The sequence below is a fragment of the Streptomyces sp. NBC_00459 genome (assembly GCF_036013955.1).
Taxonomy (GTDB): Bacteria; Actinomycetota; Actinomycetes; order Streptomycetales; family Streptomycetaceae; genus Streptomyces.
Window position 1 is genome coordinate 1,496,558 of the sequence record NZ_CP107903.1, and the last position, 15,917, is coordinate 1,512,474.

Annotated in this window: 9 protein-coding genes; 4 read left to right on the forward strand and 5 right to left on the reverse strand. The window is 71.0% G+C overall.

The features are described from left to right. Positions 1-46: 46 nt before the first annotated feature. The 4 genes from OHN74_RS06400 to OHN74_RS06415 all read right to left on the reverse strand — a co-directional run bounded on the left by OHN74_RS06400 (position 47) and on the right by OHN74_RS06415 (position 4,763). Positions 47-652 (reverse strand): GTP-binding protein, encoded by a 606-nt coding sequence (locus tag OHN74_RS06400; RefSeq protein WP_327693563.1) that lies wholly within the window; start codon positions 650-652, stop codon positions 47-49. 227 nt (positions 653-879) lie between these two features. Next, positions 880-1,275, reverse strand: coding sequence for a DUF742 domain-containing protein (locus tag OHN74_RS06405; protein ID WP_327693564.1), 396 nt, complete (start codon positions 1,273-1,275; stop codon positions 880-882). 9 nt (positions 1,276-1,284) lie between these two features. Further along, entirely contained in the window at positions 1,285-1,725 is a 441-nt protein-coding gene (locus tag OHN74_RS06410; RefSeq protein WP_327693565.1) for a roadblock/LC7 domain-containing protein, read from the reverse strand. Then, positions 1,722-4,763, reverse strand: coding sequence for a sensor histidine kinase (locus tag OHN74_RS06415; protein ID WP_327693566.1), 3,042 nt, complete (start codon positions 4,761-4,763; stop codon positions 1,722-1,724). Before OHN74_RS06415 ends, OHN74_RS06410 begins: the two co-directional genes overlap by 4 nt. Before the next feature lie 420 nt (positions 4,764-5,183). Between OHN74_RS06415 and OHN74_RS06420 the strand changes: the two genes are divergently transcribed. The 4 genes from OHN74_RS06420 (at position 5,184) to OHN74_RS06435 (ending at position 11,096) form a co-directional block, all read left to right on the forward strand. After that, complete coding sequence (locus OHN74_RS06420) at positions 5,184-5,771, forward strand: hypothetical protein (protein ID WP_327700014.1); 588 nt, start codon at positions 5,184-5,186, stop codon at positions 5,769-5,771. A 561-nt stretch (positions 5,772-6,332) separates the two neighbouring features. Beyond that, positions 6,333-7,793, forward strand: coding sequence for an aldehyde dehydrogenase family protein (locus tag OHN74_RS06425; protein ID WP_327693567.1), 1,461 nt, complete (start codon positions 6,333-6,335; stop codon positions 7,791-7,793). 134 nt (positions 7,794-7,927) lie between these two features. Continuing rightward, entirely contained in the window at positions 7,928-9,499 is a 1,572-nt protein-coding gene (locus OHN74_RS06430) for an APC family permease (RefSeq protein ID WP_327693568.1), read from the forward strand. A gap of 46 nt (positions 9,500-9,545) precedes the next feature. After that, the gene (locus tag OHN74_RS06435; protein WP_327700015.1) at positions 9,546-11,096 is read left to right on the forward strand and encodes a GMC family oxidoreductase; all 1,551 of its coding nucleotides are present in this window, start codon (positions 9,546-9,548) and stop codon (positions 11,094-11,096) included. Positions 11,097-11,159: 63 nt separating this feature from the next. Here the strand turns inward: OHN74_RS06435 and OHN74_RS06440 are convergent, their stop codons facing one another. After that, complete coding sequence (locus OHN74_RS06440) at positions 11,160-15,854, reverse strand: hypothetical protein (protein ID WP_327693569.1); 4,695 nt, start codon at positions 15,852-15,854, stop codon at positions 11,160-11,162. Positions 15,855-15,917 lie beyond the last annotated feature (63 nt).

Sequence of the window (15,917 nt, forward strand, 5' to 3'; positions counted from 1 at the left end):
CGTGCGCGTGCGAGGCGGTGATGGACCGTCAGGTGACGAGGGACCGTCAGCCGGTGACGGTCGCGCGGCGGTCGGCCGCGTACGCCATCGCGTGCTGGACGACTCCGATCAGGACCTCCTTGACCGACTCCCGGTTGCGCGCGTCGCACAGCACGAGCGGCACGTTGGGGTCGAGGTCCAGGGCCGCGCGTACGGACTGCGACGGGTAACGGGCCGCTCCGTCGAAGCAGTTGACGCCGACCAGGAAGGGAATGGAGCGCCGCTCGAAGTAGTCGACCGCGGCGAAGCTGTCCTCCAGGCGGCGGGTGTCGGCGAGGACGACCGCGCCCAGCGCGCCGGTGGCGAGCTCGTCCCACAGGAACCAGAAGCGGTCCTGTCCGGGCGTCCCGAAGAGGTACAGCACGAGGTCCTCGCGGAGGGTGATGCGGCCGAAGTCCATGGCCACGGTGGTGGTGTTCTTGCCCTCCACCCCCCTGATGTCGTCGACCGGGCGGCCCGCCTCGGTGAGCAGCTCCTCGGTCCGCAGCGGCTTGATCTCGCTGACCGCGCCGACGAGGGTCGTCTTGCCCGCGCCGAATCCGCCGGCCACCAGGATCTTGAGCGTGACGGGCTCGACCGGGGGCTTGCCGCGCTCAGAACGCCCGAAGATCATCGGTCTCTTCTCCTGCTTGTTCGGGGTCGGTCGGCGGTGGGTCTCGGCCCCCGCCGCCTGGGGTTTCCACGGCCGTGCGGACGGCCTCGGCGGGCTTCCGGGAATCGCCGCGGAGTCGGGGTGAGCGGGCCGCCGTCCGGGCGACGCGCGACGATGTCGGTGAAGGTCCCGCCTTCATCGACCCAGAACTGCCGGCCTGTCACGTCTCTCTCCCGCTTCCGCGCTGCTCAGAGTGCCCGGAGGCCGCTGATGACGTCGCGCAGAATATTCTCGTCCACCAGTTCGGCGGGGGGTACGGGACGCGTCACATGGACCATCTCCTCGTCCACGAGGTCCCCGATGAGGACCCGCACCACACCGATGGGGAGATTGAGTTCGGCAGCGAGTTCGGCGACCGACTGGGGTGCGTCACGACAGAGTTCGACGATGTCCACGTGTTCCGGGGACAGCGTGCGATCCGCTTCCGGGTCGTCCGCGTGCGCCTCCGTGACGACCACCGCGATCAGGTCCAGGCGGTGCTGGGCCGAATGGCTGGTGCGGCCTCGCGTCATGGCGTACGGACGGACGACCGGTCCGGCCTCGTCGTCGAACCAGTGGCTTCTGGGTTGGCCGTCTCCGCTCATGTCATCCCACTACCCGCCTGCGGGCAGATCGGTGCGCGGAGCAGATGCCAGATGCACACCGACACGCTTCACCAGGAGAGTCATCTCGTAGGCGACCTGACCCACGTCCGAGTCCGCGTCCGAGAGCACGGCCAGGCAGCTGCCGTCGCCGGCCGCCGTCACGAACAGGAACGCGTCGTCGAGTTCGACGACCGTCTGGCGGACGCTGCCCGCGTCGAAGTGACGCCCCACGCCCTTGGCGAGGCTGTGGAATCCGGAGGCGACGGCGGCCAGGTGCTCGCTGTCCTCCCGGCTGAGGTCCTTGGAGACCCCGGTGGGCAGTCCGTCACCGGAGAGTACGAGCGCTCTGCGGATACTGGCGACCCGGTCGACAAGGTCGTCGAGGAGCCAGTTGAGCTCCCCCGACGCCTTGTCGCTCGCGGTCTGGCCGGTCGTCTTTGGTGCGGTCATCGACCGTCCCCCTTACTCGTTCCTTGCGCTGTGCCGTCCTGGGCGCTGTCGCCCTCGGCGTTCTCGTCACGACCGCGCTGCCAGCCGCGCTGCAGCGAGGCCATGCGGCTGCGGACCTCGTCGGCGTCGCGGTCGAAGGGGTCGGCCCCGTCCTGGGAACGCGGCTTCGTCCGTTCGGCACGCCGCTCCGGGCCGTCCCTCAACTGCGGGGCCAGATTGGCCTGTCGTACGCGGCGGGGCAACCCTGCCGTACCGGACGAGGCGGGGTCGGCCGCCGCACCCGGGCGGGAGGCAGTCCCGCCGGAGCCGCCGCGCCGGTCACGCTGCGGGAGTCCCGGGGCTTCCGGCGAAAGGTCACCGAGGTCGCCCAGGCCCGATTCCGTCCGCCCGCCGGCGCCACGGGCGGGCGCGTCGGGACGGCCGCCGACGGATCGGTCTCCGAAGCGCGAGGCAGACAGTTCCGTGCGGTCGGTGAAGCCCCTGGAGCCCGCTGACTCCGTACGGTCGTCGAGCCCCCGGCCGACGGTTTCCCCTCTGCCCTCCCAGCGCCTCACCGAAGACTCCGTGCGGTCGCCGAAGCCGTCGCCCGGCTCTGTCTCGCGACGGATCGGCGTCTCGCCCCGGCGGCGGGCCGGGAGCGGAGCCAGCGTGTCGGGGTCCGTCGAACCCACACCTTCCGCGGGATGTTCGTCCGTCGCCGACGGGTGGCGCCGGGGCTGCTGTTCGGTGACCGGACGGCCGTGGGAGCTGACCAGCTTCGGGGTGCGGCGGCGCGGCAGCGTCACGGGATCTCCCGGCCGACCGACCGGGCCGTCGGGGGCGGGCGCGCGCCAGCTTCCGGTGGGCTGCTGGTGCTGCTCGCCGGGCAGGTCGCCCGTTTCGCCCGTCGCTCCGGGTATCGAGCGGTGCGGCCGGGAAAGTGCGCCGTGTTCGCTGTCCTTGTCACCGAAGGAGCCGGGAATGTCGTTGAGGGCGTCCAGGTCGACCGGCGCCTCCAGTTCGACCGGGCCGTCGATGAGCGAGGCGGGCAGACCGGGGAGGCGCACGGGGGCCGGGGAGAGCGCGGCCCTGCGGCTCCCCTCGAACTCGGCCTCCTTGGAGGGCTGGGCGCGGTCGAGGCGGAAGCCGATGCCGTTGGTGTCCGGGATGTCGTCGGTGAGAAGTGCGTCGGGGACGAAGACGACGGCCGTGGTGCCACCGTACGGGGACGGCTGGAGGGAGACCCGGACGTTCTGCCGCTGGGCGAGCCGGCTGACGACGAACAGGCCGAGCCGGTCCGTGTCGGACAGTTCGAACTCCGGTGTCTCGGCGAGCCGCAGGTTGGCGTCGAGAAGGGCTTCGGCCGCCATGCCCAGGCCCCGGTCGTGGATCTCCAGGGTGAAGCCGTTGGCGACACGTTCACCCAGAACCTGGATGGCCGTGTGCGGGGGCGAGAACACCGTGGCGTTCTCCAGGAGTTCGGCCACGAGGTGGGTCAGGTCGGCGACGGCCGGGCCGGTGACGGCCATCCGCGGCAGCCTGCGGACCTCGATGCGCTCGTAGTCCTCGACCTCGGCGACGGCGGCACGTACGACGTCCATCAGCTGGACGGGTTTGCGCCACTGCCGGGAGGGGGCCGCTCCGGAGAGGATCACCAGGCCTTCGGCGTGCCGGCGCATACGGGTGGTCAGGTGGTCCAGCCGGAACAGGTCGGCGAGTTCGTCGGTGTCCTCGGTCCGGCGTTCCATGGTGTCGAGCAGGGTGAGCTGCTTGTGCAGCAGGACCTGGCTGCGCCGGGCGAGGTTGACGAAGACCTCCGAGACTCCGGAGCGGAGCTCGGCCTGTTTGACGGCGGCCTCGACGGCAGCGCGCTGCAGGGTGTTGAGGGCCTGACCGACCTCGCCGATCTCGTTCCTGTCGTACTCCAGACGCGGGACCTCGGTCTCCACGTCGACCTGTTCACCGGCCGACAGACGGCGCATCACGCTGGGCAGCCGGACGCCGGACGCCTCGTGGGCCTCCAGGCGGAGTTGGCGCAGGTCGCGGATGAGCGCGCGGCCGATGCGTACGGACAGGAAGAGCGAGACCAGCAGGGCGACCAGTCCGAGGACGCCGGCGACGACGGCCTTGACGATGACGCCCATCACGACCGGACGGACCCGGTCCTGATAGCGGTCGCCCGACTCGTCGTTGAGTTTGCGGAGGTCGTCGAGGACGTCGCCGGCGGTGGTGTCCCAGCTCTTCGCCGTGACACCGCGCGGCTTGCCCGACTCGGCGCCGATGGCGGCCTGTTCGGCCACCCGGAGGGGCGCGGTGGAGGCGTTCTTCCAGAACCGCTCGTAGCGTGCGCGGTCCGTGAGCGGGAGCATCGGCAGGCTGACGTCGTACATGACGGCGCGCTGCGCCACGAGGTCGGAGATGTCACGGGATTCGTCGCGGGTGAGTGTGCCGACGACCAGGGCCGAGCCGAGCAGGGCGTCCTCGCGGGAGAGGAGTTCGCGGGCCCGGGCGGTGTTGACGAGGGCGCGGGCCTGCTTGTCCATCTCCAGGTTGTCGATGATGTGCAGGTTACCGAGCAGCACGTAACAGGGGTCGACCAGGTTGTTGTAGAGGTTCAGGGCCTGGATCCGGGTGACGGTGCCTTCCTCGACGCTGCGGCGCAGCGGACCGATGCCGTCGAACGCCTCCAGGACGGCGGTGAGCCGCTCGCTGTCGCTGTCGCTGATCGAGTTGCGCACGCTGGACTTGTCGGCGTTGGCGCGGATCTTGTCGATGACGTCGTCGGTCGCGGTGCGACTGCGCCGAAGGGCCGCCAGCGCATCGGAGGCACGGGGATCGGCGAGATAGACGAGGGTCTGGCGCCGCTCCTGCTGAAGTACGCGTACAGCGTCCTCAGTGGGGTAGCTGACCTTCTCCACGATCGACGACACATTGAACAACTCGGCCGCCTCACGCCCCGTGAGCACGGTGGCGAAGCCCCAGATCGCGGTGAGGGACACCAGCGGCACGAGAAGCAGCGCCACGATCTTCCGGCGGATGGACTTCCCGCGAAAGCGCATGGCCTCCCCCAGCTCGCCCCCGTCGACGCGGGGGTACACATGTGCGTCAATAATCGGCGTGAGCCTACTACTGACCCACAGATAACTCGAAGACCTGTCTGAGGGTTGAACTACCGTGCTCAGGGCGAGACATGGCGAGTTGTCCGATCATTACGGGAGATTGCCTCCTGGAATCGGGCATCGACCTCGCGACGACAACCGTCGGCCAACTTGGCTGTTTGGCTGGATTTTTGCTTTCGACGGGAATCTTCGAGACATGCCGATCGTCTTTGTACACAGGAGATGGGTGGCGGAACCGTCAGCAGGGTCCGCATCCCGCGTCCAGGCCGCGTAAAACAGCGTAAGCCGGGCAACCACTGGGGAGCCGGTGTCACCGACATCGGGACGGGCGGTCTGCTGGGCGGTGGGGAGTGACACGTGATGGGCACGGCGGAACGACGCGAAGCGCTCGGGAACGGCGTTGCGGTTGCGGCACCCTTGGAGGTGCCCAGGAGCGTCAGGAGTATCAGCACGGGCCAGGACGTGGGCGGTGGCGGTGACGACACCGGACCGTCCTCCACCTCCAACCCCGTGAAGCAACTCCCCACGCCGGTCAGGGCGGAGGCACAGCCCTCCTACCGACAGCTGTGGGTCGAGGAGCCCGCGCGTCGGCGCCGGCTGCCCGACCCGGTGCGTACGGCGGCGGTGCGGGCGGTGCTCATCATCTCGGTCACGCTGATCCAGGCGATGGTGGCCTTCCTGTCCACGCTGGCCGGTTCCTGGCTGGCTTTCCCGATGGTGATCAGCAGTGTGGCCAGCACGGTGGTGGCCACTTGGGCCGCACTCGACGTGTGGGTGACGCGCCAGGTCTGGCGCCAGCGCAACGGCGTGGTGTCGACCCCCAGCAGCACGGCGCGGGCGCTGCGACGCGAGCGCCGCAAGGCGCGACGAATCGCTCGGGCCACCACCCGGACCCAGGAGCGCATACGCAGGCAGGGCGGCGGGTCCGGGCAGCTGTCGCACCTCTGAGGACCCTGGACGGTCAGGACCCTCACAAGCGCACACCCTGGGCCATGAACAGCCCCGCGCGTTCGGGGAGGACCAGTCACAGCCGGGCACCCACCGAGGTGGGGCTCGGCCGGGCTGGGCCGTACGAATGAGCGCGGGCGGCCGGCCGCAGGGCATCGCGTCATCCTCCGCCACCACCGCCACCACGCCGGTCCGACGCCGCCTTGGCCGCCATGGCCGCCATGGCGAACGCCGCTCCCGGGCGCTTCGGCTCCCCCTGCGGGTTTCGTCTCACCACCCGTCCGACGGAACCCGTGACGTACCCCCGAGCAGTTGATCGAACACATTTCCGACCATCGCGGCCATTTACGACCTCCGATGGCATCGCGGACGCACCGGAACGGTGGTGTGCTGGGTGCCGGACGAGGGGTTCGCAGGCGGAACCCTCCCCGGCCGCGGCGCGCCGCCGAGCACTCAATCGGCTGTGTCGAAGATCACATTCAGCATGAACCATCTTCGGCCGGAAAGGCGCACAACCGGAAGGGCGTCTTCAGCACGGCGCCGACCAGGAGGAACGAGAACATGCCCGAACTCTTCATCGGCGGTACCTGGAGATCCGCGCTCGACGAGCGCACCCGCGAGATCCGTTGCCCTGCCGACGGCTCCCTGGTCGGTGTCGTCGACGAAGCGGGCGGCAAGGACACGGTGGAGGCCATCAGCGCCGCCCGCCGCGCCTTCGACGAGGGCCCCTGGCCGGGTACGCCGGCCGCCGAGCGCGGCGACCTGCTGCTGCGGGTCGCCGACCTCATGGTCCGCGACAAGGACGAGCTGGCCCGCGCGGAGTCCCTCGACACCGGGAAACGACTGGTGGAGAGCGCGTACGACATCGACGACATCGTCAACTGCTTCCGTTACTTCGGCCGGCTGGCGGCGAACGAGACCGGACGTGTCATCGACACCGGCTCACCGAGCGTGGACAGCCGGGTCGTCTACGAGCCGGTCGGTGTCTGCGCGCTGATCACCCCATGGAACTATCCGCTCCTCCAGACCGCGTGGAAGGTCGCCCCGGCGCTGGCGGCCGGGAACACCTTCGTCCTCAAGCCGAGCGAGCTGACCCCGCACACCGCGATCCACCTGATGCGGCTCCTGGACGAGGCCGGACTGCCGGCAGGCGTGGCCAACCTCGTCCTCGGCGCCGGTCCCGAGGCGGGCGCGCCGCTCGGCGACCACCCTGACGTCGACCTCCTCTCCTTCACGGGCGGACTCCAGACCGGCCGCCGGCTCATGGCCGCCGCGGCCGGAACCGTGAAGAAGGTCGCTCTCGAACTCGGCGGCAAGAACCCCAACATCGTGTTCGCCGACGCCGACTTCGACACGGCCGTCGACATGGCGCTCACCGCCGTGTTCCTGCACTCCGGGCAGGTCTGCTCGGCCGGGGCCCGGCTGCTGGTGGAGGACCCCCTGCACGACCGGTTCGTCGACGAGGTCGTCCGGCGGGCCCAACTGATCCGGCTCGGCGGCCCGTTCGACGAAGAGGCCCAGACCGGCCCGCTGATCTCCGAGGCGCATCGCGCGAAGGTCGAGGCGTATGTCGCCCAGGGCCTGGCCGAGGGTGCCGTGCTGCGGTGCGGCGGGGCACGTCCCGAAGGGCTCGACGAGGGCTTCTACTACCCGCCGACGGTCCTCGACGAGTGCGATGCCCGGATGACCGTCGTACAGGAGGAGTCGTTCGGTCCGGTGCTCACCGTGGAGCGGTTCACGGACGAGGCGGAGGCGATCCGGCTCGCCAACGACACGGTGTACGGGCTCGCCGGCGGCGTCTTCACCACCGACCAGGCCAAGGCGCAGCGGGTCGCGGCCCGGCTGCGGATCGGCACGGTGTGGATCAACGACTACCACCCGTACGTCCCCCAGGCGGAGTGGGGCGGCTTCAAGCAGTCCGGCTTCGGCCGCGAGCTCGGACCGTCGGGACTCGCCGAGTACCGCGAGGCGAAGCACATCTACCGGAACACCGATCCTTCGCCGCAGGGCTGGTTCGCCTGACACCCCTTGTGCTCCCTGCCCACGTCATTTGTGCGTCATTCCCCTTGTCTACGTCCTGAATGTGCGCCCCCATTGATCCCGGCACCCGCAACGAGCCGCTCCCTCCCACTCCCCGGTCCCCAAGGAGTCCGCTCATGGCAACCACCGACCAGCCGACAGGCCCAGGGCATACGGACGACGCCGAACTCGCCGAGTTCGGATACAAGCCCGAGCTCAAGCGCACCCTCGGCAACTTCCACACCTTCGCGGCCGGGATCAGCTACATCTCGATCCTGACCGGCACCTTCCAGCTGTTCTACTTCGGCTACGGCAGCGGCGGCCCCGCCTACTGGTGGTCGTGGCCGATGGTGTTCGTCGGCCAGTTCATGGTCGCGCTCTGTTTCGCGGAGCTGGCCGCCCGCTACCCCGTGGCGGGCTCGGTCTACAACTGGTCGAAGAAGATCGGCAACCCGCACCTGGGCTGGCTGGCCGGCTGGATGATGCTGATCGCCTCGATCGTGTCGATCGCGGCGGTGGCCCTCGCCTACCAGCTCACGCTGCCGCAGATCTCCGACGTGTTCCAGATCGTCGGGGACGGCACCGGCAAGTACGACGTGGCGACCAACGCGGTGATCCTGGCCACCGTGCTGATCCTGTTCACGACCGTGGTGAACGCCTTCGGCGTCAAGCTGATGGCCACGATCAACACGGCGGGTGTCTTCATCGAGCTCGTCGCCACGGTCGTACTGATCGTCCTGTTCGCCGTGCACATCACCCGCGGCCCGCAGGTGGTACTGGAGACGAACGGCACGGGCTCGGGCCACGGAGCCGGCTACCTCGGCGCGTTCCTGGTGGCCTCGCTGGCATCGGCGTACGTCATGTACGGCTTCGACACCGCCGCCTCGCTCGGTGAGGAGTCCCGCGACCCGTCCCGGAACGCGCCACGCGCCATCATCCGGGCGATCGTCGCCTCCTTCGTCCTCGGCGGTCTGATCCTCCTCCTCGCACTGATGAGCGTCTCCAGCCTCAAGGGCAAGGAGCTGTCCACGGACGGTCTGCAGTACGTCGTGCTCGACGTGCTCGGGCCGACGGCCGGCAAGGCGATGCTGTGGTGCGTGCTGATCGCGGTCACCGTCTGCGCGCTGGCCGTGCACACGGCGGCGATCCGGCTGGCGTTCGCGATGGCCCGCGACAACAACCTGCCCGCTTCCTCACTCCTCGCGAAGGTCAGCCCACGCTTCCAGACGCCGGTGCTGCCCGCCGTGATCGTCGGTGTGCTGGCCCTGGCGATCCTGGTGGTCAACATCCGCCAGCCGCAGATCTTCACCGTGGTCACCAGCATCGGCATCATCATGATCTACCTCGCCTATCTGGGCGTGACCGGACCCATGCTGGTGGCACGGCTGCGCGGCAAGTGGCAGCCGGCCGGCGACGGCAAGTTCTCGCTGGGCCGCTGGGGGCTGCTCGTCAACATCGGGGCCGTGATCTGGGGCGGCGCCATGACCATCAACCTGATCTGGCCGCGGGCCTCGGTCTACAACGCCACCGCCCCCTTCCACTGGTACCTCCAGTGGGGCGCCGTGCTGTTCGTCGCGGTCATCGCGGGTGGCGGCTTCGCCTACTACTGGTTCGTCCAGCGACACCGGACGGGTGTGCTGGCCGGACACCGACTTGAAGAGAACCCGGCCTCGCCGGCCGCTCCCCTCGCGGCACCGGCGGCCGACTGAAGGAGGTCGACCTCTCATGGACCAGCCCCACCTGGACCAATCGCTCATGAACACCGACGTGTTCGACTATGTGGTGGTGGGCGGTGGCACCGCGGGCAACGTGGTGGCCGCCCGGCTCTCGGAGGACCCGTCCGTCACCGTGTGCGTGCTGGAGGCGGGCCCGAGCGACGTCGGCGACGACGACGTCCTCAGACTGGAGCGCTGGATGGGCCTGCTGGATTCCGGCTACGACTGGGACTACCCGGTCGAGCCGCAGTCCAGCGGCAACAGCTTCATGCGGCACGCCCGTGCGAAGGTGCTCGGCGGCTGCTCGTCCCACAACTCCTGCATCGCCTTCTGGGCCCCGGCCGAGGATCTCGACGACTGGGCGGCGGTCGGCTGTACGGGCTGGAGCGCGGCCGATCTCTTCCCCCTCTACCGGCGCCTGGAGACCAACGACGCCCCCGGCGACCACCACGGCCGCACCGGCCCGGTGAAGCTCCGCACGCTCAAGAGCGAGGACCCGTGCGGCGCCGCCCTGCTGGAGGCGTGCGCACAGGCGGGCATCCCGACCACGCCCTTCAACACCGGCGACACCGTGGTCCGCGGGGCCAACTGGTTCCAGATCAACTCCGACGAGAACAACATCCGTCAGTCGTCCTCCGTCGCCTATCTCCACCCGGTCATGGGCAGGCGGCCGAACCTGGAGGTACGCACGGGGGTGCGCGCGAAGCAGCTCGTGCTGAACGGGCGCCGGTGTGTGGGCGCCGAGTACCTCGACCCGGATCTCATCCACACGAGGACCGTACGGGCCCGCCGCGAGGTCATCGTGTCGTGCGGTGCGATCGACACCCCGAAGCTGCTGATGCTGTCCGGCATCGGACCGGCCGAGCAACTGCGCGAGGTCGGCGTCGAGGTGGTCGTGGACTCGGCGGGGGTCGGCGAGAACCTCCAGGACCACCCCGAGGGCGTCATCATGTGGGACGCCAAGCAGCCGATGACCACGACGTCCAGTCAGTGGTGGGAGGCGGGCATCTTCTACGACACCGAACCGGGCCTGGACCGGCCCGACCTGATGTTCCACTACGGCTCGGTGCCGTTCGACATGAACACGGCGCGTTGGGGCTATCCGACCTCGGAGAACGCGTTCTGCCTCACCCCCAACGTGACCCGGGCGAAGTCACGCGGCACGGTGCGGCTGCGCACCCGCGACTACCGGGACAAGCCGATGGTCGATCCGCGGTACTTCACGCACGAGCACGACGCGCGGGTGATGACGTACGGGCTGAAGCTGGCACGCCGGATCGCCGCGCAGCCCGCGCTGAGCGGCTGGGCGGGGGCGGAACTGGCCCCCGGGCCGGACGTCCGGACGGACGACGAGCTGCTGGACTACATCCACAAGACCCACAACACCGTCTACCACCCGGCCTGCACGGTGAAGATGGGCGCGGACGATGACGCCTCGGCACCGCTGGACGCGCGACTGCGCGTCAAGGGGGTCTCCGGGTTGCGGGTTGCCGACGGGTCGGTGATGCCTGATCTGGTGTCGGTGAATCCGTGTATCACGACGATGATGATCGGGGAGAAGTGCGCTGACCTGTTGAAGGGGGACGCATAGGGGCGGTGCGGACAGTGGGGAACTGCGGCGCCACTGTGGCTGGTCGCGCAGTTCCCCGCGCCCCTAGGGGGTTGCCCCTGAGGGAGTTGGCTGTGTCGGGCGTTTGAACATTCGCGTCGCCGTGATCTCACTGTGCACCGCGTCCCCCTCCCCGGCCGGGGCCTGCTGAGGCAGCCCCGGCCGGAGGTGTTCCTCCACGCGGATGTACTTCAGACCCGCGCGGAGGTCCGCGTCGTTGCGGAGGCGGATGACCAGGGGGAACTCGGCGAGCGCGGTCGTGTCGAACAGGCCGGTGGTGTAGAGGAGTTGGACTCCCAGCGCGTCGGACACGGCTCGCTGGAGCTCCAGCAGGTACGTCGCGTTGGCGCGCCCGATGGGGTTGTCGAGGAACAGCGTGCCGGCGTGCCGGTGCTTGTCGCGGCCCCGGTCATTGCTGCGCAGCGCGGCCATCGTGCAGTACAGGGCGATGGCCGCGGTGAGCAGCTGACCGCCCGAGAACACGTCTCCCATCTGTCCGACGGGCACGCGCTCGGCGCGCAGTACGGCGTCGGGCTTGAGGATCTCGACGGCGATTCCCTTGGGCTGGAGTGCGGCGCCGACTCCCCTCAGGAGGAGGGACATTCCGTCCCGGCGCAGGTCGGAGTTCTTCTTCACGGCCGCCCGGGTCGCCTCGTCGATGACCTCACCGAGCCGCTCGGTGAGCGTCGCCTGGTCGGGCTCCTCGAACCGGATGCGCAGGAACTCCTGCCCGGACCACTCGCCGAGCCCCTCGGGCAGCCGGGACAGCCGCTGCGCGGACCGCAGGGTGGCCAGCGCCGACTCCACCAGCCCGCGCAGCCGGTCCACGATCGAGTCCCGGTTCCGCTCCAGCTGTGCCAACTCGTCGGTCAGGACCCGGAGTCGGGGGGCGAAGGCGTCGGCCCACTTCTGCGCGTGCTCGGGCAGCGAGGACGCGGGCAGTTCACGGATCTGCTGGCGGGCGGGTGTGCGCACCGCCTCGTAGCGCGTGGAGTTGGCGTGCCGTACGAGGATGTCGCTCGCCTCGCGCACGGCGCCCTCGGCTGCCGACAGGTCGGCGGCGAAGCCGCGCAGGGAACGGCGGGCCTCGGCCGCCGACTGACGTGCTTCCTCCGGGCTGCCGGGGTAGGGCTCCGGGGCTTCCTGGTCGTCGTCGGACGCGTGCTCGCGCATCAGGTCGCGGAGCATCGCGGCGATCTCGTCGAACCCGGAGGCCGCGTCCTCGGCCGCCCGGTGGGAACCGAGAAGTTCGGCGTGCGCCTCCCTGGCCCGGGTCAACGCCTCGCTCCGGGAAGCGAGTTCGGCGGTGGCGGTGCGCAGCAGGGCCTGGGCGTGCTCGGCGTCGCGGGGGACGAGTTCCTCGGCCAGCTCGGTGTGTGCCTCGCCGTCCTCGGGCGCGTGCCGCTCGGCCTCGCCGCGCAGTCGCCCGAGCTGCTCGCTGGCCGTGGACACCCGGGTCTCCAGGAGCTGCACGAGTTCCTCGGCCCGCGCGGAGGCGGCCTGCCGGGACGGTCCGTCGGATCCGTCGGGCGACTGCAACATCTGCTCGGCGCGCGTACGTACCTTGTTGCTCAGCCGGTCCAGCTCCGCACGACCGGCGCTCTCCTCGCTCTCGGACCGCGCCTGCTCGGCCCGCAGGTCGGCTCCGACGCCGACCTTCTCGTACAGCTGGGACGCCGCCCGGTAGGCCTCTCGGAGAGCGGGCAGCGACGACTTGGCGGCCTCCTCGTCGGCTTCCGGTACATCATCGGGGGCGCCCGCGATCTCCGCGCGCTCGGCGCGCAGGGCGCGGGCCGTGCGGCGCGCGTCGTCGGCGGCGCGCTGGGTGGCTCGCCGGTCCTCGTCGGCGGACCGGGCACGCTCCAGCAGTGCCTGTGCGCGGGCCTCCGACTCGACGGCCTCGTCGGCCAGTTCACGCACCTTGACCTGCCATCCGGCACGTTCGCGCAGCCGGTACGCCAGTCCGGCGAGCGCGTCGGCGGCGCGTCGGGCCCGCTGGGCGGACTCCTGCCGCTCGTCCCGCACCCGGGACGCCTCGCTCGCCACCTCGTCGGCCTCGGCCCGTACGGTCCGCGCCTCGGCCAGCTCGGCCTCGGTCTCCTCGGCGAAGGCGCGCGCGTCGTGCGCGGCCCGGGCCAGCTCGACGAGCCGCCCGGCCGGACAGCCCGTACGCCAGGACGTGAGGCGCGCGGCCAGTTCCCGGTCCTTCCCGAGCCGGGCCGCGAGCGTGCGGATCTCCTCCTCCCGCTCACCCGCCCGGGCCCGTAGCGCCTGTCGTTCCTCGTCGGCGGCGTGCTCGTCGTGCATGGCCGGGTTCGGCGGTACGAGGAACACGTCGCCGTCGCCCGGTCCCGGGGCCGGAGTGGGGGCGAGCAGGGCGGCTGCCGTACCGACCGCCACGGCCGACCGGGGCAGCAGGGCCGCCTCGGCAAGGGTCTCGCGGGCACGCGCGTGCGTGCCGGGGTCGGTGATGATGACGCCGTCGACGAGTTCGGGGCGGGCGGCCAGCACGCGCGCGTGGTCGGCGGGGTCGACGGCCTGGGCGAGATAGCGCCAGCCGGGCAGCGCGGGAATGCCGTGTTCGCCGAGGAACTCGACGGTGGCCAGCACGTCGGGGCCGGGCGGCAGCAGTCCGCCGTCACCGAGCGCGCCGAGGATCCGGGCGTCGTCGGCCGCACCTGTCCGCAGCTCGAAGAGCTGCCGCTCGGCGGAGGTGACCCCATCGTCGAGCAGTTCACGGAGTTCGTCGGCGAAGCGGTCCAGCTCCTCGGAGGTCAGGGGACCTTCGTCGGCGGCCCGGGGGACGGCCTTTCCTCCGGCGCCGCTGTCCTCGCCCTCGCTCGCGCCCTGCTGGTGCGGCAGCGCGGCCCGGGCTCGCTGCCGCGCACCACCGGCGGACGGCAGGCTCAGCAGTTCGGCGAGCCGTTCCTCCGCCGCGAGGGCCTCGGCGATGCGCCGCTCGGCGTCGTACGCCCGCTCGGCCGCCGTGGCGGCATCCGCCGCGCGGGCCGCCGTCAGCTCTGCGCGGGATTCTGCGGACGCCGCCTCACGCGCGTGCTCGGAAGCCCGCCGGGAGGCCTCACGGGTGGTGTCCCAGGCCTCGACGGCCGTCTTCTCGGCGTCGCTTGCGGCGAGTGCGGCCCGTGCCGGATCCGCGTCGGGGGCGCTGTCGTCGAGCCAGCCCGCGCGCACGGCCTCGGCGGTCTCCTGCTCGACCTCGCTCAGCCGCTGCCGCAGATGCCCGACCTCACTGCGGGCGCGCTGCGCCTCGGTGGCCGCGCCGGTCGAGTCCCGGTGGGCGACCTCGCTGACCTCCTGAAGGGCGGCGGACCGCTCCTCCTCCTCGTTGGCGAGCGCCTCAGCGCCTTCCGCGGCCGAGTGCAGCGCCCGTACGAGGTCGACGGCCGCCTTGGCGCGGGCGGCGAGCGCCGGGGCCGCGTCCCGTTCGGCCTCGCGGATCGCGACGGCCACGCGCGCGGAGCGGTCGGCGGCGGCGCGGTGCCGCAGGACGACCTCGGCGGCCTGCCAGGCGGAGTGCATGGTGCGCGCGTCGGCCAGTTCGCGCTTCTGCGCGGCTGCCGTCTTCTCCGCCGCCGCGAGTGCCAGCGAGGCGTGCCGGAAGGCGAGTTCGGCGGCGATCAGCGCGCTGCGCTCCCGGCCGCCCTCGGAATGGGTGACGGCATAGGCCGCGGCGGTGACCCGCTGGGCGAGATCGCCGGCCCGGACGCGTTCCTGGACGCCCCGCGCGGACAGCCGGCGGGCGAGGGTGCGCGTACGCCGCTCCGCACCCGCGTGGACGTCCCGCGCGCGGGAACGTGTCTCCGCGGCCTCGACGATCCGGCCGAGCAGGTCCACGGACCCGGCGGTGAAGTCCCGTTCGGCGATCAGTTCGGACCGTCGCCCCAGCTTGTTGCCGAAGCCGCCGACCAGGTCGGCGAGCCCGTCCGTGTCCCGGGTGTCGGTGACCGCGCGCAGCAGCAGGTCGGTGAAGTCGGAGTCCTTCTTGACCGCGAAGAGGCCGGCGGCCTCACCCTCGTCGGCGTTCATCTCCCGCTGGTAGCGGAAGAGTTCGGGGTCGAGACCCAGCTCCCCCAGATGCTCGATCCAGCGGTCGTGGATCTCCTCCCAGTGCACTTCGAGATGCGGATACGCCTTGCCCGCCTCGGTGATCGCGTCCCGGAAGCCCTTCATCGTCCGCCGCCGCCCCTGGGCACCGGAGGCACCCTCCACCGGCGGCCGTACGGCGGTGGACTCCGCGACGGGAAGGTTGTCGAGGCTCAGTCCCGGACCGGGCCGGAAGGAGTACCAGGCCTCGGCGAACTTCCGCGGATCGTTGGAGACCTGCCGCCCCCGCCACTCGCTCGCCTTGCCGACCACCACCAGCTCGCCGGTGAGCGTGTGCTGCCACTCCAGGACCACATGGCCGCAGTCGTCGGCGAGCAGGAACTTCCGCAGCACGCCGGAACTGGCGCCACCGAGCGTGTTGCGGTGGCCCGGCAGCATCACGGAGAAGATCAGCTTGAGGAGTACGGACTTGCCGCCGCCGTTCTCCAGGAAGAGCACGCCCGCCGGCGCGGGCCGACGCGGCGGTCCGACGGGCTCGTCCTCGAAGAACTCCGCCTGGGTGGGCGCGGGGTCGGGCACCGGCTCGCCGACACCCCGCAGGTCAAGCACGGTGTCGGCGTAGCGCGCACCGGCAGGACCGATGGAGTAGAGGCGGACCCGGGACAGCTCGTACATGGCGGGACTCTCGTAGTCGTAAGGGAGTAGTCGGGTTGGGGTGCGAAGGGAGTCGGGGCGGCG

What these genes read in the sequence shown, in the direction of transcription:
- OHN74_RS06425 (WP_327693567.1), top strand. Translation starts at nt 6,333, where the DNA reads ATGCCCGAACTCTTCATCGGCGGTACCTGGAGATCCGCGCTCGACGAG.
- OHN74_RS06420 (WP_327700014.1), top strand. Translation starts at nt 5,184, where the DNA reads ATGGGCACGGCGGAACGACGCGAAGCGCTCGGGAACGGCGTTGCGGTT.
- OHN74_RS06405 (WP_327693564.1), bottom strand. Translation starts at nt 1,275, where the DNA reads ATGAGCGGAGACGGCCAACCCAGAAGCCACTGGTTCGACGACGAGGCC.
- OHN74_RS06440 (WP_327693569.1), bottom strand. Translation starts at nt 15,854, where the DNA reads ATGTACGAGCTGTCCCGGGTCCGCCTCTACTCCATCGGTCCTGCCGGT.
- OHN74_RS06430 (WP_327693568.1), top strand. Translation starts at nt 7,928, where the DNA reads ATGGCAACCACCGACCAGCCGACAGGCCCAGGGCATACGGACGACGCC.
- OHN74_RS06400 (WP_327693563.1), bottom strand. Translation starts at nt 652, where the DNA reads ATGATCTTCGGGCGTTCTGAGCGCGGCAAGCCCCCGGTCGAGCCCGTC.
- OHN74_RS06435 (WP_327700015.1), top strand. Translation starts at nt 9,546, where the DNA reads ATGAACACCGACGTGTTCGACTATGTGGTGGTGGGCGGTGGCACCGCG.
- OHN74_RS06410 (WP_327693565.1), bottom strand. Translation starts at nt 1,725, where the DNA reads ATGACCGCACCAAAGACGACCGGCCAGACCGCGAGCGACAAGGCGTCG.
- OHN74_RS06415 (WP_327693566.1), bottom strand. Translation starts at nt 4,763, where the DNA reads ATGCGCTTTCGCGGGAAGTCCATCCGCCGGAAGATCGTGGCGCTGCTT.